Raw genomic sequence first — 22,571 nt, 5'->3', positions numbered from 1 at the left:
CCCGGCGTGGCCCATGTGGCTTTGTGTCGCCTCACCAATGCCGCCCCCGTCACGTCGCTATAATCCAGCCATGTCCGGACCTGCCGCGCCGGCGCCCAGCGCCGTTGCCATATAGATGTCGTCGAATTCTCTCTCTCGCTTCCAGATCGCCGTGGTCGGCGGTGGCATTGTCGGCAAGGCCTGCGCGCTGCTGCTGGCGCAACAGGGCATGCAAGTGGCGCTGGTGGCGCCGCGCCCCGCGGCCGGTGCCGCGCGCGCCGGCGATGATGACTGGGACAGCCGCATCTACGCCTTCTCGGCAAGTTCGCATGCCCTGCTGGAGCGCCTGCGCGTCTGGGAAGCCCTCGACCCCGCCCGCGTGCAGCCCGTGCGCGATATGCGCGTGTTCGGCGACGAAAGCGCATCGGAATCCGATCCTCCGCCGCATGGCGATCTTCATTTCTCGGCTTATGCGGCCGCTGTGCCGCAACTTGCCTGGATCATCGAATCGGGCCATGTCGAGCGCGTGCTCGATACCGCGCTGCGTTTCCAGCACCAGGTCAAATGGTTCGACGACACGGCCGAAAACCTGGAGCGCGATCTCGACGGCGTCACGCTGACGCTGGCCAGCGGCGCGCATGTGCGGGCCAACTGCCTGGTCGGCGCCGATGGCGCGCGTTCGTGGGTGCGCCAGCAATGCCATATCGGCACCACGCAGCGGCGCTATCGCCAGCTGGGCGTGGTGGCCAACTTCCGCTGCGAGCTGCCGCATCAGGAAACCGCGTGGCAGTGGTTTCTGGGCGCCCCGGAAAAACTGATGGCCGACGAGGAAGCGGCCAATGGCGAGATCCTGGCCATGCTGCCGCTGCCGGGCAACCGCGTGTCGATGGTCTGGTCGGCGGACGAGGCCCATGCGCGCGACCTGCTGTCGCTGTCGCCCGAGGCATTGGCCGCCACGGTGGCCCAGGTGGCCAGCGGCGCCGTGGGCGCCCGGTTTGGCGCGCTGCGTTGCATCACGCCGGCGCAGGGCTTTCCGCTGGTGCTGCAACGGGCGGACCACTTCGTCCAGCCGCATGTAGCGCTGGTGGGCGATGCCGCGCACGTGGTGCATCCGCTGGCCGGGCAGGGCATGAACCTGGGTCTGCGCGATGTGCTGGAACTTGGGCGCGTGATGGCCGACAAAGAATCGTTCCGCCACGAGGGCGACCTGCGCCTGCTGCGCCGGTACGAGCGCGCCCGCGCCACGGACCTGCTGTCGCTGACGGCTGCGACGGACGGCCTGCACAGGCTGTTCTCGCTACCCGGCACGCCCGCCCGCGCGATGCGCAACCTGGGCATCCGCGCCGTGGGCGGTCAGGGGCTGCTCAAGCGGTTCCTGATCAGCCGCGCGCTCGGCTAAGGGGAAGGGAAGGGGACAATCCGCCATTCGGCGCACGAACGCGGCCAATTCCTCGTTCGACGATTTACCGATGACATGCATGCCGGCACACTGACCGGCAAATCGCTACCTGGAGTCAATATGTTGCAACTGTTCCGCCGCCGATCCACCCGCGCCGCCGCGATTGTCGCCTTTGCCGGCGGCGTGGCTGCCGCGGGTTACGCCCTTCACGCGCTGGCCGCGGACGAACCGGGCACGGACAAGATCAAGGCGTCGATCCAGAAGATGCTGGGCGGTCGCGCGGAAGTGAAGAGCGTGACAAAGGCGCCGTTGCCGGGGCTGTACGAAGTGAATGTTGGCGGCCAGCTGGTCTACACCGATCCCACCGGCCGCTACATTCTCAACGGCGAGCTGATCGACACCAAGACCAACACCAACCTGACCGAAGAGCGGCTGGCCGAGATCAACAAGATCAAGTGGTCGGACCTGCCGCTGAGCCGGGCCATCAAGTGGTCCAAGGGCGACGGCAGCCGTACCGTGGCGGTGTTCTCCGATCCGAACTGCGGGTACTGCAAGAAGATCGAGCAGACCTTCCAGCAGATGGACAACATCACGGTCTACACCTTCCTCTACCCGGTGCTGTCGCCCGATTCGTCGGTCAAGGCCAAGCAGGTCTGGTGCTCGGCGGACCGTACCAAGGTATGGCGCGACTGGATGCTGAACCACGTGGCGCTGGTGGGCAACGGCAGCTGCAAGACGCCGATCGACGACAACCTGGCACTGGGCCAGAGCCTGAACATCACGGGCACGCCGGCCGTCTTCTTTGCCGACGGCACGCGCATTCCGGGTGCGGCGGACGCTGCCACGCTCGAACGCAAGCTCGCAAGCCTGAAGAAATAACCGAGACGCCGGATCTCAGCCGGCTGTCAGGGACGGCCGGCACAGTCCGGCCGTTTTTCATTTCCGGACGCCCTCCGTCCAAATAAGAAGCGGGAGACACCATCATGACCTTCCAGGCATTGCTGCTGACCCAGGCCGATGACAAGACCACGCAAGCGCAGATCGCCCAGCTCGACGAAAGCCAGTTGCCCGAGGACGGCAACGTGCTGGTAGCCGTCGACTATTCGACGATCAATTTCAAGGACGGCCTGGCGATCACCGGCCGTTCCCCCGTGGTGCGCAAATGGCCATTGGTGGCTGGCATCGATGGCGCGGGCACGGTGCTCGAATCGAGCGATCCGCGCTGGAAGACCGGCGACCGTGTGGTGCTGAACGGCTACGGCGTTGGCGAATCGCATTGGGGCTGCCTGGCGCAGCGTGCAAAGCTGAAGGGCGAATGGCTCGTCAAGCTGCCCGATGCGTTCACCACGCGCCAGGCGATGGCCATCGGCACGGCCGGCTACACGGCCATGCTGTCGGTGCTGGCGCTGGAGCGCGGTGGCGTGAACGGCCCGGTGCGGCCCGGAGATGGTGACGTTCTGGTGACTGGCGCCTCGGGCGGCGTGGGTTCGGTGGCGATCGCCGTCCTGTCGAAGCTCGGGTATCGCGTGACGGCGTCGACGGGTAAAACGGCGGAGGCGGACTTTCTGCGCGCACTCGGTGCCGCCGACATCATCGACCGTGCCGAACTTGGGGCGCCGGGCAAGCCCTTGCAGAAGGAGCGCTGGGCGGCCGTCGTCGATTCGGTTGGATCGCACACGCTGGTCAACGCCTGTGCCCAGGTGCGCTACGGCGGCGTGGTGACGGCCTGCGGGCTGGCGCAGGGCATGGACTTTCCTGCATCGGTGGCGCCGTTCATCCTGCGCGGTGTGACGCTGGCCGGCATCGACAGCGTGATGGCCGCGATGCCGTTGCGCGAGACCGCATGGAAGCGGCTGGCGCAAGACCTCGCACCCGATCGCCTGCAGGCCATCACGCGCGAGATCAAGCTGGCGGAGGCGATCGATGCCGGCCGCAAGATCATCGAAGGGGGCATGCGCGGCCGCGTTGTCGTTGATGTGAACGCCTGAACGCGGCGGTTCGGAAATATCGCACGCCCTGGGCGTTCCGGGGCGTGACGCTACAATCGTGACCATGACGCCGATCCGCTACGCCATCGCCCCGCTTCAACCGGAAGCCCACTTGTTCGCCGTCACCGTGACGGTGGATGTTCCCGACCCGGCTGGCCAGGTTTTCACGTTGCCTGCGTGGATTCCGGGCAGCTACATGATCAGAGACTTCGCGCGCAATATCGTACGCATCCGTGCCGATGCCGGCCGCGTGCGCGTGCCGCTGACAAAGCTCGACAAGCAGACCTGGCAGGCCGCGGCGTTGCCGCCCGAAGCCGGTCCGCTGACGCTGAGCTACGAGGTCTATGCATGGGACCTGTCGGTGCGGAGCGCGCACCTCGACACCAGCCACGGCTTCTATAACGGCAGTTCGGTGTTCCTGCGCGTCGTGGGCCAGGACGACCGGCCCTGCACGGTCGATATCCACCCGCCTGCTGGCGAGGCCTATGCCGACTGGCGCGTGGCCACGGCGCTGCCCGAGGCACGCGGCCAGGGTGGTGCGCGGCGCTACGGGTTTGGCCGTTACCAGGCGGCGGACTACGACGAACTGATCGACCATCCCGTGGAAATGGGCACGTTCGCGCTGGGCAGCTTCCGCGCCTGCGGCGTGCAGCACGACGTAGTGTTCACGGGCCGCGTGCCGCAACTGGACATGCAGCGGATCTGCCGCGACCTGAAGCAGATTTGCGAGGCGCAGATCCGGTTGTTCGAGCCGCGCTCGGCCCGTGCGCCGTTCCTGGACAGCAACCGCCGCTACGTCTTCATGACGATGGTCACGACCGATGGCTATGGCGGACTTGAGCACCGCGCCAGCACGGCGCTGATGTGCGCGCGCAATGATCTTCCCGTGCGCGGCAACAGCGAGACCAGCGAAGGCTATCGCACGTTCCTGGGCCTGTGCAGCCACGAGTATTTCCACACCTGGAACGTCAAGCGCATCAAGCCGGCGGCGTTTGTTCCGTATGCGTTGGCCGAAGAGTCCTACACGCCGCTGCTGTGGCTGTTCGAAGGCTTCACGAGCTACTACGACGATCTGATCCTGGTGCGCACCGGGCTGGTGACCGAGCAGCAGTACGTGGACATGCTGGCCAAGACGTGGAACGGCGTGCTGCGCGGCAATGGCCGGACCAAGCAGAGCGTGGCCGAAAGCGCGTTCGATGCCTGGACAAAGTATTACCGGCAGGACGAGAACGCACCGAACGCCATCGTCAGCTACTACACCAAGGGTTCGCTCGTGGCACTGGCGCTGGACCTGACGATCCGCGAGAAGACGCGCGGCCGCCGCTCGCTGGACGACGTCATGCGTGCCCTGTGGCAACGCTATGGCCGCGACTTCTATGCGCCGGGCGCCACCCAGCGCGGGGTGACCGAGGCCGAGGTGTACGCGCTGCTCGACGATGTGACCGGACTGCGGATGGGCAATCTGCTGCGCGCGCTGACCGAGGGCACGGGCGAGATCGGCCTGCCGGCGCTGTTCCGCGGCATCGGCATCGAGGCCGAGCCGCAGAAGCCGAACGGTGCGGCGGCGCTGGGCGTCAAGACGCGTACCGAAGAAGGCTGGGTGCGGGTAAGCCAGGTGCTCGACGGCGGGGCGGGGCAACGTGCAGGGTTGTCGGCGGGCGACCTGATCGCCGCCGTGGACGGCCTGCGCGTGGCGCCGGGCCAGCTCGACAAGCTGCTGTCGCGCTATCGTGCGGGTGACCGCGCCGAGCTGCATGTGTTCCGGCGCGACGAGCTGCAGGTGCTGCAGGTGACGCTGGCGCGCGAGCCGGCCACGCAGTACAAGGTGAAGCTGGAAGCAGGCAAGCATCTGGGGCGGGCGCGCTGGCTCGGCCAGTAATCCGCCTGTCACGGCGCCGTGGCCATCATGGTGACGGCGCCGCCCCCAACCTATCCGGCATATTCATCGCCTCATGGAATACGCGCACGACCCCCGCACGTTCCTGTTTTCGCACTACATCTACCGTGGACTGCGCTCGGCCACGGGGGTGATCGGCCTGACGCTGATCGCCATGCAGTTCATGGACCTGCCAAGCGCAATGGTGGTGTCGGTGGGTGCGCTCTGCACCAGCCTCATGGATCTGCCCAGCCCGTTGCCGCACAAGTTCAACGAGATGCTGGCCAGCGTGCTGCTGTGCACCGCCGTCACCGCCGTCGTTGCCCTGGCCACGCCGTTCCCGAAGGTGCAGCCGTTCGTGCTGGTGCTGGTCACGTTCCTGGCCGGCATGATGACGGTCTACGGCAACAAGACCATGCCGCTGCAGTTCTCGATGCTGTTCGTCATGACGCTGACGATCAACGAGGAATTCGTGGTGCGCAAGGCGCTGTCGCACGCGGCGCTGTTCGGCGTCGGCGCGTTCGGCTACCTGGTCTACGCGATGGCCGTCAGCTGGATCATGGAGCGCCGCACGCGGCAGCAGATCCTGGCCGAGTCGCTCTACGAAATGGCCGGATACCTGGAGATCAAGGCCGCCTTCTACGACGCGGGCACGGATTACGACGAGCAGTTCAACCGGCTGGTCCGGCAGCAGATCGTGGTGGCGGAGCGGCAGCAGGCCGCGCGCGACATGGTGCTGCGCGGTAACAAGACCCCCCATGACGGGCTGCTGGTGAAGGTGCACCTGCGCATGCTCGATCTCTACGAATACGTGCTGTCGACCAACACCGACTACGCGCTGCTGCGTCAGACCTTCGGCGGCACGCCGGTGCTGGATGGCCTGCGCCGCCTGGTACTGGGCCTGGAGACGGACCTCGAAGAGATTGCGTACGACATCACGCGGGGCCGTCCGTCATACAGCGCCTTCGACTATCGCCCCGACCTGCGCAAGGTGGAGGAAGAGATCGAGCAGCTGCGCCATCATCATGTGTCACCGGCGGCGATGAATGCGCTGCGCGACACGCTGGAAATGATCCGGGGCGCGATCATGCTGCTGGGCCAGCTGCACGAAGCGTCGCGCACGCCCGTGGAGCCGGCGCAGGTACTGCCCGGCTCGGACATGACGCCGTTCCTGACGCGCCAGAAGTACGAGTTCGGCGTGGTGCGCGACAACCTGCACTGGCGCTCGCCGGCCTTCCGCTTTGCGCTGCGGATCACGATGGCCGTGGCGGTGGGGCTGTGGCTGGGCGACCGTCTGCCGTACGCATCGCACAGCTACTGGATACTGCTGACCATCGTCGTGATCCTGAAGCCGAACTTCAGCATGACCAAGCAGCGCTACAACGACCGCCTGATCGGCACGCTGATCGGCTGCATCATCAGCGTCGGCATCCTGCGCTGGATTCATGAACCACTGGTGCTGCTCGGCATCCTCTACCTGGCGTTGGTAGCCAGCGCCGCGTTCGTGACGATCAAGTATCGCTACACGGCGATCGCCGCGTGCGTGCAGGTGCTGATCCAGATAAACCTGCTGATTCCGGGCAGCCAGACCGTGGTTGGCGAGCGGCTCGTGGATACCGTGATCGGCGGCATCATTGCGTCGATCTTCAGCTTTGTGCTGCCGAGCTGGGAATACCGGTCGATCCCGAAGCTCGTCGAAAACGTGCTGCAGGCCAACCGCCGCTATATCGCCGCCACGCGCGACCTGCTGACGCGCAAGGCTAACGACGACTTCGTCTATCGCGTCCAGCGCAAGCAGTTCATGGACAATCTGTCCGCGCTGATCGGATCGTTCCAGCGCATGCTCGACGAACCGCGCAGCCGCCATCGCGCCGTGGACAACCTGAGCCGCTTCATCGTCCAGAACTACCTGGTGGCGGCACACGTGGCGGCGGCCCGCATCCAGGTGCGGCAGAACTATGGCGACCTCGATATTCCCGCGGCGGAAGCCGCGATCGAGCAGGCTACCAATGCCGCGCTGAAATCGCTGACGCTGGCGAGCGAACGGCTGGCGGGCGAGGAACGGTACGGTCCGCGCGGCGCCGGGTTTATCCGGACACCCGCGGAGGCGGCGGTGGCGGGAGTGGGATTGGTTCATGAGCCGCCGCCGTCATCGTCGACGCAGATCGGCGAGGACGATGCCAGCGAACGGCGCGCGCGCATTGCCGATTCGGCGGACCGGCGCAAGGCCGATGTACTGGCCCAGGCCGCCGCGGCCGGGGAGATCGGCTCCAACGAACCGCTGCAGAAGACACAGGACCAGCATGCGGCAACAACCGCCAGCGCGTCCGGCCGCCCCGCCAATGCGTTGCTGGAACGGCGTCTGCGCGCGCTGCGGGAAGACGCCGCGAAGATCGCGCTGCGGACCGGTGCGATTGGCCGGGCGATCCGCGTGCCGCTGAAGACCTGACGCTTGGCTCTCCTCTCCCGCGCGAGGGAGAGGGGAGCGCAAACCTTCGCGTCGCGGATGCCGGCCCGGCCGCCTACGGCTGGGGCGTTTCTCCAATCTCCGGCAATGTCAGCATCCCGCTGTTGAACGAATAGCCGTAGACCTCGCCGTACCGCCCCCAATCGATCGCAATCTTGAGCACGCGCTCGGCTTCTTCGGGCTTCAGGAATGCCTCCAGCTCGCGCAGGATTGATTCTTCGCCGACTTCGCCATCCTCGCGCTGTTCGAGTTCACGCCGGATGTGGGCGGCCAGTGCCACGTGGGTCAGCAACTGCTTGCCGAACACCACCTTGCGCTCGGGCGGCTCGGTCTCGTAGTAGCTGCGGCCCAGCGCCGTGGCGGTGATGTCGCCGCGTTCGATGCTGGCCAGCCCCAGCAGTTGCATCGCCTCGCAGGCGGGCAGCAGGTCGTCGTCGGTCAGGCCGGCTTCTTCGGCCAGATGCGGCAGATCGGCGCGGCCGAAGAAGGGAGACTCGTGCAGCAGGTCCAGCACGGCTTCCATCTGGCTGATGTCGGCGTCGGGCAGGCGATAGCCGATCTGCTGCGCGGCGGCCATTGCCGGCACGCGCGGCCCGAGCGCGGCGGGCGACGTCATCAGCGTGTAGACCTCGTCGATCAGCGCGCGCACCTGGGCGTCGTCACGGTTACGCGGACGCGGGAATGGCACGGGCACCTCGGCGCGCACCCGGCCCGGATCGCTGGACAGGATGACGATCCGGTCGGCCATCATCACCGCTTCCTCGATGTTGTGCGACACGATCAGGATGCTCTTGATGTTGGCGCGGCCCGATTCCCAGAGGTCGAGCATTTCGTCGCGCAGGGTTTCGCCGGTCAGCACGTCCAATGCGGAGAACGCCTCATCCATCAGCAGCAGATCCGGCTCGGTCACGAGCGCGCGTGCAATGCCCACGCGCTGACGCATGCCGCCCGACAGCTCGCGCGGCAACGCGCTGTTGAAACCGGACAGGCCGATCATGTCGATGGCCGCCTCGGCACGGCGTGCGCGCTCGACGCGGGCCACGCCCTGGGCTTCCAGTCCCAGCTCGACGTTCTGCTGAACCGTCAGCCACGGAAACAGCGCGAACGACTGGAACACCATCGCGATACCCTCGGCCGTGCCGGCCAGCCGCTGGCCACGGAAGTGCACCTCGCCACGGTCGGCGCCGACCAGGCCGGCCATGATGCGCAACAGCGTGGATTTGCCCGAGCCGGACTTGCCCAGCATGGCCACGATCTCGCCTTCGCGCAGGGTCAGGTTCACGCCTTCGAGCACGGCGCGGTCGGTGTGGTCGGCGGTGCGGAACATCTTGCCCACACCGCGCAGGTCGATCACCGGTTTGGCGTTGTCTTGCAGTGCCATCGTAAGTTCCTTGTTGCCGGGCTTAAAGCCGGGTGCGCGCCTGCGCCAGATCGTAGAGCCGGTTCCACAACAGCCGGTTGAAGCCCACCACGAACAGTGCCATCACGCCAATGCCGAGCGCGATGCGCGGAAAGTCGCCGCGCGCGGTCATCTCGGCGATATAGCTGCCCAGGCCCGTGGCTACCAGCGTGCGGTCACCCCACGTCACGTATTCGGACACGATGCTCGCGTTCCACGATCCTCCGGCGGCCGTGACCAGCCCCGTCAGCAGGCTCGGAAACACTGCCGGCACCAGAAACCTGCGCCACATCAGCCAGCCCTTGAGTCCGAAGTTGCGCGCGGCTAGCCGCAATTCCGTGGGGATGCCCGACGCGCCGGCCACGACGTTGAACAGGATGTACCACTGCGTGCCGAAGATCATCAGCGGGCTGAGCCAGATTTCGGGGTTCAGCCCGAACTTCACGATGGCCATCACGGCCAGCGGGAACATCAGGTTGGCCGGAAACGCCGCCAGGAACTGCGCGATCGGTTGGGCGATCCGCGCCAGCGACGGGTTGAGGCCGATGCGGATACCGATCGGCACCCAGACCAGCGCGGCCAGCGCGATCAGCACGATCACGCGCACCATCGTCAGCGTGCCGAGCCAGAGCACGTGCGCCGCCTCGGCCCATCCCACCTCGCTGTGCACGAAGTGGATCACGCGATACAGCGCCACCAGTGCAATGGCGATGATGATGCCGTCGCGCAGGCGGTCCAGCCACGGCGCCCAGCGCGCCGGCGCGGCGGGCAGCGCCACCACGTTGCGATGGCGGGCGCTCCACGCCAGCGTACGCCCGGCCAGTGCTGCCGTCCATTTGAGCAGCGCGTGCACCCAGGCCGAGCGGCGCAGCAGGTCGAGCAGCCACGACTGCGGCACGGTGTCCTGCGCCAGCGTTTCAAAGCGGAAGCGGTCTGCCCAGGCCACCAGCGGGCGGAACAGGAACTGGTCGTAGAACACGATGCCGACCAGCATCGCCAGGATCGCCCAGCCAATCGCGGCCAGATCCTGCTGCTGGATGGCGAGCGCGATATACGAGCCGATGCCCGGCAGGCGGATGTCGTGGCCGGAAACGGAAATGGCCTCGGACGCCACCACGAAGAACCAGCCGCCGGACATCGACATCATCATGTTCCAGAGCAGCCCCGGCATGGCATAGGGCACTTCGAGCCGCCAGAACCGCTGCCACGGCGAGAGCCGGAACATCGCGGCGGCTTCGAGCAGGTCGCCCGGGATGGTGCGGAACGACTGGTACAGGCTGAACGCCATGTTCCAGGCTTGCGACGTGAAGATTGCAAAGATGGCCGCGCATTCCACCCCGGCCAGGTTGCCGGGGAACAGGGCAATGAACCCGGTGACCGTGATCGACAGGAAGCCGAGCACCGGAATTGACTGGAGGATGTCCAGCGCCGGCACCATCACTTTTTCGGCCGTGCGATTGCGCGAGGCGATGGCGGCAAACGCGAACGAAAACACCAGCGACGCCGCCAGTGCAGCCAGCATGCGGATGCTGGTGCGCATTAGGTAATAGGGCAGCCATGCCACGTCGAGGTGGATGGCCAGCGATTCGCCAGGGTGGTAGGGCACGTCCATCTGGCGCGCGGCATACGCCACGATGACGATGACGGCCAGGATGATCGGCAGCAGCGCCAGGTCGAACCGGTTCGGCGGGGCGGTCAGCAGTGGGCCGACGTAGCCGGGCGCTTGGTTGTTTTGCGTTGGTGGCATGGGCACTGCCTCGGTGGAGACGCGCCCGGGCAGGGCGTCGTATGCTGACAGCCTAACGCCCAAGTGGGCTAGGTAGTTTACCTAGTGGGGGAGGTAATTCATGACAGAAGGTTACGAGACCTGGCACCTGAACGCTCACGGCCGCGTGCAGGGCGTGGGGTATCGCGGCGGGTGTGCCGATAAAGCCATTGCGCTGGGGCTGGGCGGATGGGTCAGAAACCGCATGGACGGCACGGTGGAGGTCATCGCCACCGGCTCCAGAGAAAAGCTTGAGGCGCTACGGCTGTGGATGGAGCAGGGTCCGCCAGCCGCGCAGGTGTCGAAGGTCGAGATGGAACAGGCGCCGCCTGAAACCTTCGACCGATTCGAGTGGCGCCCGACGGTTTAGGACTTCAGCCAGTCGATACCGGAGCGCCCGTGACGTTCCAGCCAGTCGTTGGCCTGCCTGAAATGCCCGCAGCCCAGGAAGCCGCGATGCGCCGATAGTGGCGACGGATGCGGTGCTTCCAGCACGCAATGGGTCTGGCCTTCCAGCAGCGTCCGCTTGGCCTGCGCATGGCTGCCCCAGAGCATGAAGACGAGATTCGGGCGCGACATGGCGAGTGCGTGGATCAGGCAGTCGGTCACCGCTTCCCAGCCGCGCTTTGCATGGCTGGCCGCATTGCCCTGTTCCACGGTCAGCACGGTGTTCAGGAGCAGCACGCCCTGGCGCGCCCAGCCTTCGAGGTTGCCCGAGCCGCGCACCGGCTCGCCGCCATATTCGGCGGCAATTTCCTTGAAGATGTTGCGCAGGCTGGGCGGCACCTTGACGCCGTCCGGCACCGAGAACGCCAGCCCGTGCGCCTGCGGAATCTCGACGCCGCCGACCACGCCCGTGCCGTGATAGGGGTCCTGGCCCAGGATCACGACCTGCACGGTGTCCGGTGGCGTCAGGTGCAGCGCGTGAAAGACCGAATGCGGGAACACCGGCTTGCCGGCCGCGCGCTCACCATCGACAAAGTCGCAGAGCGCCGCCCAATCCGCATGGCCAAGACACGGCGCCAGCAGGTCGCGCCACGCGGCGGGCAGGGTGTTCGCCTGGTCTTGCAGGCGGTCGATGGAGGGGGCGGGTTTTGAGGTATCGAGAGCGAACAGGTCAGCTTGCATCAGGCGCGCCGGTGAGTCGATAGCCGCGTGCGGCCTTGCTGAGATTCATGGGAGTGAGCGGCGCCACATGGGCGATACGCTTGGCGAAGCCACGCAGCGCGGCTTCGACGTGGGCTTCGTCGACGTCCGCCTTGGCGTGTTGCCGGGGCAGCCATTCGAGTTCGAGTTCCTGGATCGGTTCGGTAGCCGTCGTGCCTGGCGCGCTGATCGTGCCGGTGTCGATGGCGGCCTCGATCCGTTCGCCGTCCTGCTCGACGATCCAGGTGCGGCGCACGAAATCGGTCCGGAACACGGGGCCGAGCCGGTCCGCCAGCGGAGTCAGCACGGCACGGGCCTCGTCGTCGAAACGACCCAGCTCGATGGCTTCTCCCGCAACTTCGGTTTCCCACTCATGGCGCGCGGCCAGGCCGCCGGTGCTCTTGCCCGCGGTCTTCAGCGTCTGCAGCCACTGCGCGTTCTTCCTGCGCAGCCGCAGCGCGGCACGGGCACGGGCGAGGTCCCGAGCCGGGGTGTCCAGATAGACGTTCAGCATCGTGACCTCGCCACGCGCCTGGCCGTTGGCATCGAGCCACGCCGCCACGGCGGCGAGCGCGGCATCGGGAATCGCCAGCTTCAGTTCGATCTCGCGCGCCATGACGGATCAGCCAAACAGGCGGGCCAGTTCCACGCCCGGCTCCGGCGCGCGCATGAACGCTTCGCCCACCAGGAATGCGTTGACGTCGGCTTTGCGCATGCGCTCGACATCGGCCGGCCCCAGGATGCCCGATTCGGTCACCACCAGGCGCTCCGCCGGCATGTGCGGCAGCAGGTTCAGCGTATTGTCGAGCGACACTTCGAACGTGCGCAGGTTGCGGTTGTTCACGCCCACCAGCGGTGTTTTCAGGCGCAGGGCCGCGTCGAGTTCGTCGTCGCCATGCACTTCCACGAGCACGTCCATGCCAAGTTCGAGCGCGCATGCCTCAAGCTCGGCCATCAGGCCGTGGTCCAGCGCGGCCACGATCAGCAGGATGCAGTCGGCGCCCCAGGTGCGCGCTTCATAGACCTGGTACAGGTCCATCATGAAGTCCTTGCGCAGCGCCGGCAGGTCGCATGCGGCGCGGGCACGCTTCAGGTAGTCGGCGTGGCCCTGGAAGAAGTTCACGTCGGTCAGCACGGACAGGCAGGCCGCGCCATGCGTGGCGTAGCTCTCGGCGATGGCTTCAGGGATGAAGTTCTCGCGCAGCACGCCTTTGGACGGCGATGCCTTCTTGACCTCGGCGATCACCCCGGCATGGCCGGCGGCAATCTTCTCGCGCAGCGCACGTTCGAAGCCGCGCGGTGCCAGGCCAGGCTCGCCGCGCAGACTCTCGGCCTCGGCGCGCAGGCTCTGCAGGTCGCGCTTCTTGCGCGCCGCGTTCACTTCGTCGGCCTTGACGGCCAGGATCTTATCGAGAATATCGGACATGGCGATTTACCTGAATTGCTGCGTGGCGCGCACGAACTGATCGAGCTTCTCGCGGGCGGCGCCGCTGGCGATGGCTTCGCGCGCGCGCTGGATGCCGTCTTCGATCGAGCTTGCCACGTTGGCTGCATAGAGCGCGGTGCCGGCGTTCAGCGCGACGATCTCGCGCGGCGTGCCGGGGACATTGCCCAGCGCTTCGAGCAGCATTTCCTTGGATTCGGCCGCATCGGCCACCTTGAGGCCTCGGTTCGAAATCATCGACAGGCCAAAGTCTTCCGGATGGATTTCGTACTCGCGTACCTCGCCATCCTTGAGTTCGCCCACCAGCGTGGCGGCGCCCAGCGACACTTCATCCATGCCGTCCTTGCCGTAGACCACGATCGCGTGCTGCGCGCCCAGGCGCTGCATCACGCGCACCTGGATGCCCACCAGATCCGGGTGGAACACCCCCATCAGGATGTTCGGCGCATCGGCCGGGTTGGTCAGCGGACCCAGGATGTTGAAGATCGTGCGCACGCCCATCTCCTTGCGGATCGGCGCCACATTCTTCATGGCTGGGTGATGGGTCGGCGCGAACATGAAGCCGATGCCGGTCTGCTCGATGCACTGGCCCACCTGCTCGGGCGTCAGCATGATGTTCACGCCCAGCGCCTCCAGCACGTCGGCGCTGCCGGATTTGGACGACACCCCGCGGTTGCCGTGCTTGGCGATTTTCGCGCCAGCGGCGGCGGCCACGAACATCGACGCCGTCGAGATATTGAACGTATGCGAGCCGTCGCCGCCGGTGCCGACGATATCGACGAAGTTCTCGCGGTCCTGCACGGTCACGTGATTGGCAAACTCGCGCATGACCTGCGCCGCCGCCGAAATCTCGCCAATGGTTTCCTTCTTCACGCGCAGGCCGGTCAGGATGGCGGCCGCCATCACCGGGCTGATCTGCCCCTGCATGATCTGCCGCATCAGGTGCAGCATCTCGTCATGAAAGATCTCGCGGTGCTCGATGCAGCGCGTCAGCGCTTCCTGCGGCGTGATGGACATGGCGGATTCTTTTACGTTATTGGCGGCTTGATGGTCGGCGGCGTAGGCTGAAAAGTCGGTGCGCCTCATCTTGGCGCCTTGATGAAGTTGGCCAGCAGCGCATGGCCGTGTTCGGACAGGATCGACTCGGGGTGGAACTGCACGCCTTCCACGTTCAGCGTCTTGTGGCGCACGCCCATGATCTCGCCGTCCGGCGTCCAGGCCGTGACTTCCAGGCAATCGGGCAGCGTTTCGCGCTCGATGGCCAGCGAATGATAGCGCGTCACGTCGAAGTGCTTCGGCAGGCCGGCGAACACGCCTTCCTGCGTGGTTTCGATCGTGCTCACCTTGCCATGCATCACCTGCTTGGCGCGGATCACCTTGCCGCCGAACGCCTCGCCAATGGCCTGGTGGCCCAGGCACACGCCCAGCAGCGGAATCTTGCCCGCGAAGTGTTTCAGCACATCGACCGAGATACCGGCCTCGCGCGGGCTGCATGGCCCGGGCGACACGCAGATATGGTCGGGCTTCAGTGCCTCGATGTCTTCCAGCGTGATCTCGTCGTTGCGATAGGTGCGCACATCGGCGCCAAGTTCGCCGAAGTACTGCACGAGGTTGTAGGTGAACGAATCGTAGTTGTCGATCATCAGCAGCATGTCATCTCTCCCGGGGGCTCAGAGGTCGGCGTCCAGGCCGTCCTGGACCTGCTCGGCGGCACGGATCACGGCGCGCGCCTTCGCCTCGGTTTCCCTCCATTCGGCCTCGGGGTCCGAGTCCGCCACGATGCCGGCCGCGGCCTGCACGTAGAGATTGCCGTCCTTGATCACGCCGGTGCGGATGGCGATGGCCAGATCCATCTCGCCACCGAACGACAGATAGCCCACGGCGCCGCCGTAGATACCGCGCTTGCGCGGCTCCAGCTCGTCGATGATTTCCATTGCGCGCACCTTGGGCGCGCCGGACAGCGTACCGGCCGGGAACGTGGCGCGCAGCACGTCGAGGTTGCTCATGCCGTCGCGCAGCGTGCCTTCCACCGAGCTGACGATGTGCTGCACGTGCGAGTACTTCTCGATCACCATCTTGTCGGTGACCTTGACCGAGCCCGTTTCGGCAATGCGGCCGATGTCGTTGCGCGCCAGGTCGATCAGCATCACGTGCTCGGCGATCTCCTTGGGGTCGTTGAGCAGTTCGGTGGCCAGCTGGGCGTCGCGCTCGGGCGTGCTGCCGCGCGGGCGCGTGCCGGCCAGCGGACGGATCGTGACGATGTGCGCGGTCTCGGCGTCGCCGTTCTGGGGCGTGCCAACCTTGCGGGTTTCCTGGCGCACCAGGATCTCGGGCGAAGCGCCAACCACCTGGAAATCGCCGAAGTTGTAGAAATACATGTACGGCGACGGATTCAGCGAGCGCAGCGCGCGGTACAGCGACAGCGGCGAGTCGCGGTACGGCTTCACCAGACGCTGGCCTATCTGCACCTGCATCATGTCGCCGGCCATGATGTATTCCTTGGCCTTGTGCACGGCCGTCAGGTAGTCGGCCTTGGCGAATTCGCGGTAGACCTCGGTCTGGACCGACGGGCTGGTGACCGGCACGTCAACCGGCTGGCGCAGCTTCATGCGCAGTTCGCGCAGGCGCTGGCGGGCGCGGGAGTAGGCTTCCGGGGTGGTCGGATCGGCGTAGACGATCAGGTAGAGCTTGCCGGACAGGTTGTCGATCACGGCCAGTTCTTCGCAAAGCAGCAGCTGGATATCGGGCAGGCCCAGGTCGTCGGGCATCTGCTTGTCGGCCAGCTTCTTTTCGATATAGCGCACGGCGTCGTAGCCGAAATAGCCGGCCAGGCCGCCACAGAAGCGCGGCAGGCCGGGGCGCAGGGCCACCTTGAAGCGGCTTTCGAACTCGGCGATGAAATCGAGCGGGTTGCCTTCGCGGGTTTCCACGACCTTGCCGTCGGTAACCACCTCGGTGCGCTGGCCGTAGGCACGGATCAGCGTGCGGGCATGCAGGCCGATGAACGAGTAGCGGCCAAAGCGCTCGCCACCGACCACCGATTCCAGCAGGAAGGTGTTCACGCCGCGCGTTTGCGACTGCGCCAGCTTCAGGTACAGCGACAGCGGGGTTTCCAGGTCGGCCAGCGCTTCGGCGATGATCGGAATACGGTTGTAGCCCTGGTCGGCCAGCGATTTGAATTCCAGTTCGGTCATGTCGATCCTCTACTTGCGGCGCCGGCCAGTGTGGTCGGGTCGGACGGCACCGTGATGTCGTTGGCGAGGGAAGGGCGACAACCTGCGTCAACCCGCCCCAATCGTTCGATAAGGCGGACCGTGGTGCACACGAGCTTTCGGGCAAGGCAGCACACGGCCGGGCGGCGCGTGGCGCGTTCTCGAGGCTAACCGTAGCACAGGCGCAAGCGGGAGCAACCGGAACTACGGCGCTGGCGGAAGGATCTGCCGGGGAGGCCGGTCGTCAGGACATCGGGACCGGTCCGGCGGAGCTTGGGGGGTGAGGAATCTGCAGCAGACTGCGCAAAATCCGGGGTGCCCCGGCAAGCCCGTCAGGAAACTCGCGAACGCACTTTACGCCTGTTCAGAGGCGCGCCAGCGACGCCAGGGCCAGGCCTGCCGATCACTGCCAAAAAAGTTGCGTTTGCGGTTGAGGAACATTGAGATGTGTTTCAGCCGGGGTTAGCGGTGTGTTGTCCGGTGTGCGGCGAGGATCGCAGCAACGCGGGCAATGTCGGCGACTATACCATCGGCGTCAACGCCTTGTACAGGGTTGCCGTGGTTGTAGCCATAAGGCATAAGCAGCACACCCATGCCCGCCGCGCGGGCGGCGCGGGCGTCATTCTCGGAGTCGCCGATGGCCAGCACCGCGGCGGGGTCCAGGTGGAAAACCTCGGCCACCTTGAGCAGCGGATACGGGTCGGGCTTGCGCAGCGCAAAGGCGTCGCCGCCGTAGACCAGCTCGAAATACTGGGCCAGGCCCATCTTGGCCAGCAGCGGCTCCGTGAAATTCCACGGCTTGTTGGTCACGCACGCCATGCGCAGCCCAAGCGCCTTGAGCGCCGCCAGGCCCTCGCGCACGTTCGGGTAGACATTCGAGAACTGGCCGTTGATGCGCACGTACTCGCGGTCATAGAGCGCATAGGCGTCGGCGAACAGGCCGTTGGCGTGCAGCGGGCTGAAGCGGGCGTCCAGCACGCGGCGGATCAGGTTCTCAGACCCCTTGCCGACGAAACTGACGATCTCCTGCTCGGACATCGGCTCCACCGGCCCGAGGTGCGGATGCTGGTGCACCAGCGCCAGCAGCATCGCATTGACCGACGCATGGAAGTCGCCGGCCGTGTCGATCATGGTGCCGTCGAGGTCGACGATCACCGCCCGGATGCCGCTCCAGTCCGTGCGGCGCAGGATTTCGTTGCTCATTCCCGGGCCCCTTACTTGCCGACCTTGGCCAGCACGTCGCGGAATGTGCTGATGATGCCCTTGTAGCCGCCATCGGCGTCCGGCTTGCCGAACACGGCGGAACCGGCCACGAAGGTGTCGGCGCCGGCCGCGGCGATCTCGGCGATGTTGTCCGGCTTCACGCCGCCATCGACTTCGAGCAGGATCTGGCGGCCGGTGCGGGCCGTGTATTCGTCGATGCGGGCACGCACGGCGCGCAGCTTGTTCAGCGTCTCGGGGATGAACGACTGGCCGCCAAAGCCCGGGTTCACGCTCATCAGCAGGATCACGTCCAGGCGGTCCATCACGTGGTCCAGGTGATGCAGCGGCGTGCCCGGGTTGAACACCAGGCCGGCCTGGCAGCCGTTGTCGCGGATCAGGGCCAGCGAGCGGTCGATGTGATCGCTGGCTTCGGGGTGGAACGTGATGATATTGGCGCCGGCCTTGGCAAAGTCCGGAATGATGCGGTCCACCGGGCGGACCATCAGGTGCACGTCGATCGGGGCGGTCACGTGCGGGCGGATGGCCTCGCAGACCAGCGGGCCCACGGTCAGATTCGGCACGTAATGGTTGTCCATCACATCGAAGTGGATCCAGTCCGCGCCTGCCTCGGTGACACGGCGCACTTCCTCGCCCAGGCGGGCAAAGTCGGCGGACAGGATGGACGGGGCGATGCGGTAGGTGGGCTGGCTCATGGCTGTTCTGGCGCTGGAGTGGGGCTCTGAAGGCGTCGGATACGGGTCGATCCGCGAGAATGGCGCGTATTTTACGCCGGTTGGCCCGGGCGCCGCCGGAATCCGCACGCTTGCCGCTGCCAAGGGCTTGACGCACAATGCGACACACCCGGCCGCGCCCCCTCGGGCGGGCAGCCGGCCTGCCGACCATCCTCATCTGTCGAACAATGAGCGAGTACGCTTTTTCCGTGGCCGTGCGCACCCAGTACATGGCCGACCAGTCCGACCCGGACCGCGGACGCTACGCGTTTGCCTACACCATCACCATCCACAACACCGGCGAAGTGGCCGCGCAGCTGATCTCGCGTCACTGGATCATCACTGACAGCGACAATGCCACCCAGGAAGTGTCCGGGCTGGGCGTGGTGGGTCACCAGCCGCTGCTCAAGCCGGGCGAGCATTTCGAATACTCGAGCTGGGCCACGATCTCGACGCCCGTCGGGTCGATGAAGGGCGAGTATTTCTGCGTGGCCGAGGACGGTCACCGCTTCGAGGTGCCGATTCCCGAATTCGCCCTGGTGCTGCCGCGCATGCTCCATTGAGCCGCGCGGCCGGACGGCATTGCGGGGAACCTAGGCGTCCGGCGCCTTGTCGGTGTCCTGCGAGGCCTGGGCGGCCCGTGACGGATGATCCTTCGGCGCGCGCGTGGGGCGCGGGTGCTTTTTGGCCGTGCCCATCGTCCAGACCACGATGAAGATCAGCAGCAGCAGCGCCACGCCGGCCTCGGCGGCCAGCAACAGGGTGGGATGGTTTTCGAAGAACTGGCTCATCGCGATGGGGGCGCCTATGGGCAGGCTGTGGGCAGTCGACGGATCGGGTTGAGATTGTAGGCAAAGAACGAACAAGATGGCATATCAGTATTCCCTGCGCGCGTCGCGCGCGACTTTCCGTGGCTGGCTGGCGCTGGCCGGCTCCGCCGTCGGCGCCGCGCTGCTGGCTGGCTGCATGAGCGGCGGCCCGATCCGCGTGCAGCCGGGCGGCACCGCGGGCACCCCGGCGCCTTCGACGTCGCCGACGGCAGGCAAGCTGCAACCCGCCACCTGGGCCGATATCGGCGGCTGGAGCCAGGACGACGTCCGCGCGGCATGGCCCGCGCTGCAGGCCAGTTGCCAGGCGCTGAAGAAGAAGCCCGAATGGAACCGCGTCTGCGCGGTGGGCCTGATGGTGGATGCAGGCGACCTCGTTGCCATGCGCGCCTACTTCGAAACCAACTTCCAGCCGTACCGCGTGGTCAACGTGGATGGCACCGATAGTGGACTGATCACCGGTTACTACGAGCCGATCCTGCATGGCTCGCGCAGCCGCCAGGGCCAGTATCAGGTGCCGCTGTACCGCCGCCCGCCGCAACTGCGCGGCGCACTGCCGGCGCGCGGCGAGCTGCTGCAGATGCCGGCGATGCGCGGCAATGAAATCGTCTACGTCGACGACGCCGTGGAAGCGGCTTTCCTGCAGATTCAGGGCTCGGGGCGTATCCGGCTGGCGGATGGCACGATGATGCGCGTCGGATATGGCGGCACCAATGACCAGCAGTTCCGCTCATTCGGCAAGTGGCTGCTGGACCGGGGAGAGATCACGCCGGCGCAGGCCACGATGCAGGGCATCAAGGCGTGGGCACGCAACAACCCGGCGCGCGTGGAGGAAATGCTCAACGTGAATCCGCGCTTTGTGTTCTTCCGCGAGCTGCCGCCGAATAACGACGGACCGCTCGGCGCGCTCGGTGTGCCGCTCACTGCGGAACGTTCGATCGCCGTGGACCCGGCCACGATCCCGCTGGGCGTGCCCGTATTCCTTTCGACCACGCGCCCCCTGTCCGCCGAACCGATCCAGCGCCTGATGTTCGCGCAGGACACCGGCTCCGCCATCAAGGGCGGTGTGCGCGCCGACTTTTTCTGGGGCGCCGGCGACGCGGCGGGCGAAACGGCCGGCCGCATGAAGCAGGGCGGCCGCATGTGGGTGCTGATGCCCCGCAGCTGATTGCTCCCGTAGATTGACGCTCCTCTCCCGCGCGGGAGAGGAGAGCAGGCCGGCAGCGATCCATTGCCGGCCGCATCCATATCCTCTCGACGCATAGGGTCTTTACCCTTATGACGCGTCCATTTCGCGTTTCTCCAACGCTCAGACGGCGTTACCTCACGCTGTGACGCAATCCGCAGGCCGAGTTCCATGTGAACTGTCTCTGGCTTGACTGCCATCAATCCTTGGCCATCGCATTTTCACGATGATGGGCACATCCGACGTGCACCAGCACGCCACCGCATTCCCCACTCTCGCTGAGCAGAGAAATGAAGGCGAAACCCAGGATGTTCCCCGCGTTGGCGGCATTGCCGCTATTCCTCTGGATGGCTCATGGCCAGGCAGAAACCGCACCACCGCAGAACCCGGTGCCCACGCTGACCGCTGATGAATTCAATCATGCGCGCCAGATCTACTTCGAGCGCTGCGCCGGCTGTCACGGCGTGCTGCGCAAGGGCGCCACGGGCAAGGCGCTGACCCCGGACATCACGCGTGCACGCGGTACCGAGTACCTGAAGACGTTCATCAAGTACGGCAGCCCGGCCGGTATGCCGAACTGGGGCACCTCGGGCGACCTGTCCGATACCGAGGTCGACCTGATGGCGCGCTACGTCCAGCTGGAGCCGCCGACACCGCCGGAATTCTCGCTGGCGGATATCGAGAAATCGCGCAAGGACATCGTGCCCGTGGCCAAGCGGCCCACGCGCAAGATGAACAACTACAACCTGGACAACCTGTTCTCGGTGACGTTGCGCGACTCCGGCGAAGTGGCGCTGATCGATGGTGATTCCAAGCAGATCATAAATATCGTCAAGACCGGCTATGCGGTGCATATCTCGCGCATGTCGGCGTCGGGGCGCTACCTGTATGTGATCGGCCGCGATGCGCGACTGAACCTGATCGACCTCTGGATGCCGAAGCCCGACAACGTGGCGGAAGTCAAGATCGGTCTTGAGGCCCGTTCGGTGGAGACCTCGAAGTACAAGGGCTACGAAGACAAGTACGCCGTGGCCGGTTCCTACTGGCCGCCGCAGTACGTGATCATGGAAGGTGACTCGCTCAAGCCGCTGAAGGTGGTCTCCACGCGCGGCATGACCGTCGACAACGAGTATCACCCCGAGCCACGCGTGGCATCGATCGTGGCCAGCCACTTCCGTCCCGAGTTCGTCATCAATGCCAAGGAAACCGGCAAGATCCTGATGGTGGACTACTCGGACCTGAAAAACCTGAAGACCACCACGATCGATTCGGCCAAGTTCCTGCATGACGGCGGCTTCGATTCCACGGGCCGCTATTTCCTGGTGGCCGCCAACGCGTCGGACAAGATTGCCGTGGTCGATACCAAGGAAGACCGTCTGGCAGCGCTGGTCGACGTGGGCAAGACGCCGCACCCCGGCCGTGGCGCCAACTTTGTCCATCCGAAGTTCGGTCCGGTCTGGGCGACGAGCCATCTTGGCGACGAAACGGTCAGCCTGATCGGTACCGATCCGGTGAAGAACAAGGCCAATGCGTGGAAGGTGGTGCAGACGATCAAGGGTCAGGGCGGCGGCTCGCTGTTCATCAAGACGCATCCGAAGTCCCACAACCTGTGGGTCGATACGCCGCTGAATCCCGACACGAAGCTGAACCAGTCGGTGGCCGTGTTCAACACCCAGAAGCTCGACGCGGGCTTTGAGGTGCTGCCGATTGCGCAATGGGCCAACCTGAAGGGCGAAGGTGCCAAGCGCGTGGTGCAGGCCGAATACAACAAGGCCGGCGACGAGGTGTGGTTCTCCGTATGGGGTACCAAGGATCAGGAATCCGCGCTGGTGGTGGTCGATGACAAGACACGCAAGCTCAAGACCGTCATCAAGGATCCTCGCCTGATCACGCCAACCGGCAAATTCAACACGCATAACACGCAGCACGACGTCTATTGATTAGCGGGC

20 protein-coding genes are annotated in these 22,571 nt (G+C 65.9%); 9 read left to right on the top strand and 11 right to left on the bottom strand.

From position 1 onward, the window contains the following. The first annotated feature begins 115 nt into the window (after window positions 1-115). From AC3FLX_RS23725 to AC3FLX_RS23705, 5 genes are all read left to right on the top strand, one after another. Window positions 116-1,378 carry a UbiH/UbiF family hydroxylase gene (locus tag AC3FLX_RS23725; RefSeq protein WP_488699775.1) on the top strand — a complete coding sequence of 421 codons (1,263 nt, stop codon included), beginning with the start codon at window positions 116-118 and terminating at the stop codon, window positions 1,376-1,378. A 120-nt stretch (window positions 1,379-1,498) separates the two neighbouring features. Continuing rightward, the gene (locus tag AC3FLX_RS23720; RefSeq protein WP_488699774.1) at window positions 1,499-2,257 is read left to right on the top strand and encodes a DsbC family protein; all 759 of its coding nucleotides are present in this window, start codon (window positions 1,499-1,501) and stop codon (window positions 2,255-2,257) included. A gap of 104 nt (window positions 2,258-2,361) precedes the next feature. Continuing rightward, window positions 2,362-3,366 (top strand): acrylyl-CoA reductase (NADPH), encoded by a 1,005-nt coding sequence (acuI, locus tag AC3FLX_RS23715; protein WP_488699773.1) that lies wholly within the window; start codon window positions 2,362-2,364, stop codon window positions 3,364-3,366. 64 nt (window positions 3,367-3,430) lie between these two features. Beyond that, window positions 3,431-5,245: a M61 family metallopeptidase gene (locus AC3FLX_RS23710; protein WP_488699887.1), complete on the top strand. Its 1,815-nt coding sequence runs from the start codon at window positions 3,431-3,433 to the stop codon at window positions 5,243-5,245. 73 nt (window positions 5,246-5,318) lie between these two features. Further along, the gene (locus AC3FLX_RS23705; protein WP_488699772.1) at window positions 5,319-7,691 is read left to right on the top strand and encodes an FUSC family protein; all 2,373 of its coding nucleotides are present in this window, start codon (window positions 5,319-5,321) and stop codon (window positions 7,689-7,691) included. Window positions 7,692-7,764: 73 nt separating this feature from the next. Here the strand turns inward: AC3FLX_RS23705 and AC3FLX_RS23700 are convergent, their stop codons facing one another. Next, a complete protein-coding gene (locus tag AC3FLX_RS23700) occupies window positions 7,765-9,090 on the bottom strand; it encodes an ABC transporter ATP-binding protein (protein WP_488699771.1) in 1,326 nt (441 codons plus the stop codon). Window positions 9,091-9,112: 22 nt separating this feature from the next. After that, window positions 9,113-10,855, bottom strand: a complete 1,743-nt coding sequence (locus AC3FLX_RS23695) for an ABC transporter permease (RefSeq protein ID WP_488699770.1) — start codon at window positions 10,853-10,855, stop codon at window positions 9,113-9,115. A gap of 100 nt (window positions 10,856-10,955) precedes the next feature. On the opposite strand from AC3FLX_RS23695, the gene AC3FLX_RS23690 reads away from it, so the two are divergent. Next, window positions 10,956-11,243 carry an acylphosphatase gene (locus AC3FLX_RS23690; RefSeq protein ID WP_488699769.1) on the top strand — a complete coding sequence of 96 codons (288 nt, stop codon included), beginning with the start codon at window positions 10,956-10,958 and terminating at the stop codon, window positions 11,241-11,243. Here AC3FLX_RS23690 and AC3FLX_RS23685 read toward each other — a convergent pair. From AC3FLX_RS23685 to rpe, 8 genes are all read right to left on the bottom strand, one after another. Then, complete coding sequence (locus AC3FLX_RS23685; protein ID WP_488699768.1) at window positions 11,240-12,001, bottom strand: uracil-DNA glycosylase; 762 nt, start codon at window positions 11,999-12,001, stop codon at window positions 11,240-11,242. The two genes, AC3FLX_RS23690 and AC3FLX_RS23685, sit on opposite strands and share 4 nt — an antisense overlap. After that, entirely contained in the window at window positions 11,991-12,635 is a 645-nt protein-coding gene (locus tag AC3FLX_RS23680; RefSeq protein WP_488699767.1) for a CYTH domain-containing protein, read from the bottom strand. The genes AC3FLX_RS23685 and AC3FLX_RS23680 overlap by 11 nt, the downstream gene beginning before the upstream one ends. Window positions 12,636-12,641: 6 nt before the next feature. Then, window positions 12,642-13,445, bottom strand: coding sequence for an indole-3-glycerol phosphate synthase TrpC (gene trpC / locus AC3FLX_RS23675; RefSeq protein ID WP_488699766.1), 804 nt, complete (start codon window positions 13,443-13,445; stop codon window positions 12,642-12,644). 6 nt (window positions 13,446-13,451) lie between these two features. Next, window positions 13,452-14,480 (bottom strand): anthranilate phosphoribosyltransferase, encoded by a 1,029-nt coding sequence (gene trpD, locus AC3FLX_RS23670; protein WP_488699764.1) that lies wholly within the window; start codon window positions 14,478-14,480, stop codon window positions 13,452-13,454. A 65-nt stretch (window positions 14,481-14,545) separates the two neighbouring features. Beyond that, complete coding sequence (locus AC3FLX_RS23665) at window positions 14,546-15,115, bottom strand: aminodeoxychorismate/anthranilate synthase component II (protein ID WP_488699763.1); 570 nt, start codon at window positions 15,113-15,115, stop codon at window positions 14,546-14,548. Between the two features lie 18 nt (window positions 15,116-15,133). Next, window positions 15,134-16,657, bottom strand: a complete 1,524-nt coding sequence (gene trpE / locus AC3FLX_RS23660) for an anthranilate synthase component I (protein WP_488699762.1) — start codon at window positions 16,655-16,657, stop codon at window positions 15,134-15,136. A gap of 480 nt (window positions 16,658-17,137) precedes the next feature. Next, window positions 17,138-17,878: a phosphoglycolate phosphatase gene (gph, locus tag AC3FLX_RS23655; protein ID WP_488699761.1), complete on the bottom strand. Its 741-nt coding sequence runs from the start codon at window positions 17,876-17,878 to the stop codon at window positions 17,138-17,140. An 11-nt stretch (window positions 17,879-17,889) separates the two neighbouring features. Then, window positions 17,890-18,591, bottom strand: coding sequence for a ribulose-phosphate 3-epimerase (rpe, locus tag AC3FLX_RS23650; RefSeq protein ID WP_488699760.1), 702 nt, complete (start codon window positions 18,589-18,591; stop codon window positions 17,890-17,892). A gap of 206 nt (window positions 18,592-18,797) precedes the next feature. Here rpe and apaG point away from each other — a divergent pair, with 206 nt between their 5' ends. Beyond that, complete coding sequence (gene apaG, locus AC3FLX_RS23645; RefSeq protein ID WP_488699759.1) at window positions 18,798-19,172, top strand: Co2+/Mg2+ efflux protein ApaG; 375 nt, start codon at window positions 18,798-18,800, stop codon at window positions 19,170-19,172. Between the two features lie 30 nt (window positions 19,173-19,202). Here apaG and AC3FLX_RS23640 read toward each other — a convergent pair whose 3' ends face one another. Continuing rightward, complete coding sequence (locus AC3FLX_RS23640; RefSeq protein ID WP_488699758.1) at window positions 19,203-19,400, bottom strand: hypothetical protein; 198 nt, start codon at window positions 19,398-19,400, stop codon at window positions 19,203-19,205. Between the two features lie 76 nt (window positions 19,401-19,476). On the opposite strand from AC3FLX_RS23640, the gene mltA reads away from it, so the two are divergent. Then, on the top strand, window positions 19,477-20,604 hold the full coding sequence (gene mltA / locus AC3FLX_RS23635; protein WP_488699757.1) for a murein transglycosylase A: 1,128 nt from the start codon (window positions 19,477-19,479) through the stop codon (window positions 20,602-20,604). Window positions 20,605-20,912: 308 nt separating this feature from the next. Beyond that, the gene (locus tag AC3FLX_RS23630) at window positions 20,913-22,562 is read left to right on the top strand and encodes a cytochrome D1 domain-containing protein (RefSeq protein WP_488699756.1); all 1,650 of its coding nucleotides are present in this window, start codon (window positions 20,913-20,915) and stop codon (window positions 22,560-22,562) included. Window positions 22,563-22,571 lie beyond the last annotated feature (9 nt).

The sequence above is a fragment of the Cupriavidus sp. 291-E7 genome (assembly GCF_057798835.1).
Note: the sequence above shows the minus strand (reverse complement) of the source record. Positions and strands in the feature narration are given on the sequence as shown.

Excerpts from the sequence above, each read along its gene's own strand:
- AC3FLX_RS23725 (WP_488699775.1), top strand. The coding sequence starts at position 116 with ATGTCGTCGAATTCTCTCTCTCGCTTCCAGATCGCCGTGGTCGGCGGT.
- AC3FLX_RS23720 (WP_488699774.1), top strand. The coding sequence starts at position 1,499 with ATGTTGCAACTGTTCCGCCGCCGATCCACCCGCGCCGCCGCGATTGTC.
- acuI (WP_488699773.1), top strand. The coding sequence starts at position 2,362 with ATGACCTTCCAGGCATTGCTGCTGACCCAGGCCGATGACAAGACCACG.
- AC3FLX_RS23710 (WP_488699887.1), top strand. The coding sequence starts at position 3,431 with ATGACGCCGATCCGCTACGCCATCGCCCCGCTTCAACCGGAAGCCCAC.
- AC3FLX_RS23705 (WP_488699772.1), top strand. The coding sequence starts at position 5,319 with ATGGAATACGCGCACGACCCCCGCACGTTCCTGTTTTCGCACTACATC.
- AC3FLX_RS23700 (WP_488699771.1), bottom strand. The coding sequence starts at position 9,090 with ATGGCACTGCAAGACAACGCCAAACCGGTGATCGACCTGCGCGGTGTG.
- AC3FLX_RS23695 (WP_488699770.1), bottom strand. The coding sequence starts at position 10,855 with ATGCCACCAACGCAAAACAACCAAGCGCCCGGCTACGTCGGCCCACTG.
- AC3FLX_RS23690 (WP_488699769.1), top strand. The coding sequence starts at position 10,956 with ATGACAGAAGGTTACGAGACCTGGCACCTGAACGCTCACGGCCGCGTG.
- AC3FLX_RS23685 (WP_488699768.1), bottom strand. The coding sequence starts at position 12,001 with ATGCAAGCTGACCTGTTCGCTCTCGATACCTCAAAACCCGCCCCCTCC.
- AC3FLX_RS23680 (WP_488699767.1), bottom strand. The coding sequence starts at position 12,635 with ATGGCGCGCGAGATCGAACTGAAGCTGGCGATTCCCGATGCCGCGCTC.
- trpC (WP_488699766.1), bottom strand. The coding sequence starts at position 13,445 with ATGTCCGATATTCTCGATAAGATCCTGGCCGTCAAGGCCGACGAAGTG.
- trpD (WP_488699764.1), bottom strand. The coding sequence starts at position 14,480 with ATGTCCATCACGCCGCAGGAAGCGCTGACGCGCTGCATCGAGCACCGC.
- AC3FLX_RS23665 (WP_488699763.1), bottom strand. The coding sequence starts at position 15,115 with ATGCTGCTGATGATCGACAACTACGATTCGTTCACCTACAACCTCGTG.
- trpE (WP_488699762.1), bottom strand. The coding sequence starts at position 16,657 with ATGACCGAACTGGAATTCAAATCGCTGGCCGACCAGGGCTACAACCGT.
- gph (WP_488699761.1), bottom strand. The coding sequence starts at position 17,878 with ATGAGCAACGAAATCCTGCGCCGCACGGACTGGAGCGGCATCCGGGCG.
- rpe (WP_488699760.1), bottom strand. The coding sequence starts at position 18,591 with ATGAGCCAGCCCACCTACCGCATCGCCCCGTCCATCCTGTCCGCCGAC.
- apaG (WP_488699759.1), top strand. The coding sequence starts at position 18,798 with ATGAGCGAGTACGCTTTTTCCGTGGCCGTGCGCACCCAGTACATGGCC.
- AC3FLX_RS23640 (WP_488699758.1), bottom strand. The coding sequence starts at position 19,400 with ATGAGCCAGTTCTTCGAAAACCATCCCACCCTGTTGCTGGCCGCCGAG.
- mltA (WP_488699757.1), top strand. The coding sequence starts at position 19,477 with ATGGCATATCAGTATTCCCTGCGCGCGTCGCGCGCGACTTTCCGTGGC.
- AC3FLX_RS23630 (WP_488699756.1), top strand. The coding sequence starts at position 20,913 with ATGAAGGCGAAACCCAGGATGTTCCCCGCGTTGGCGGCATTGCCGCTA.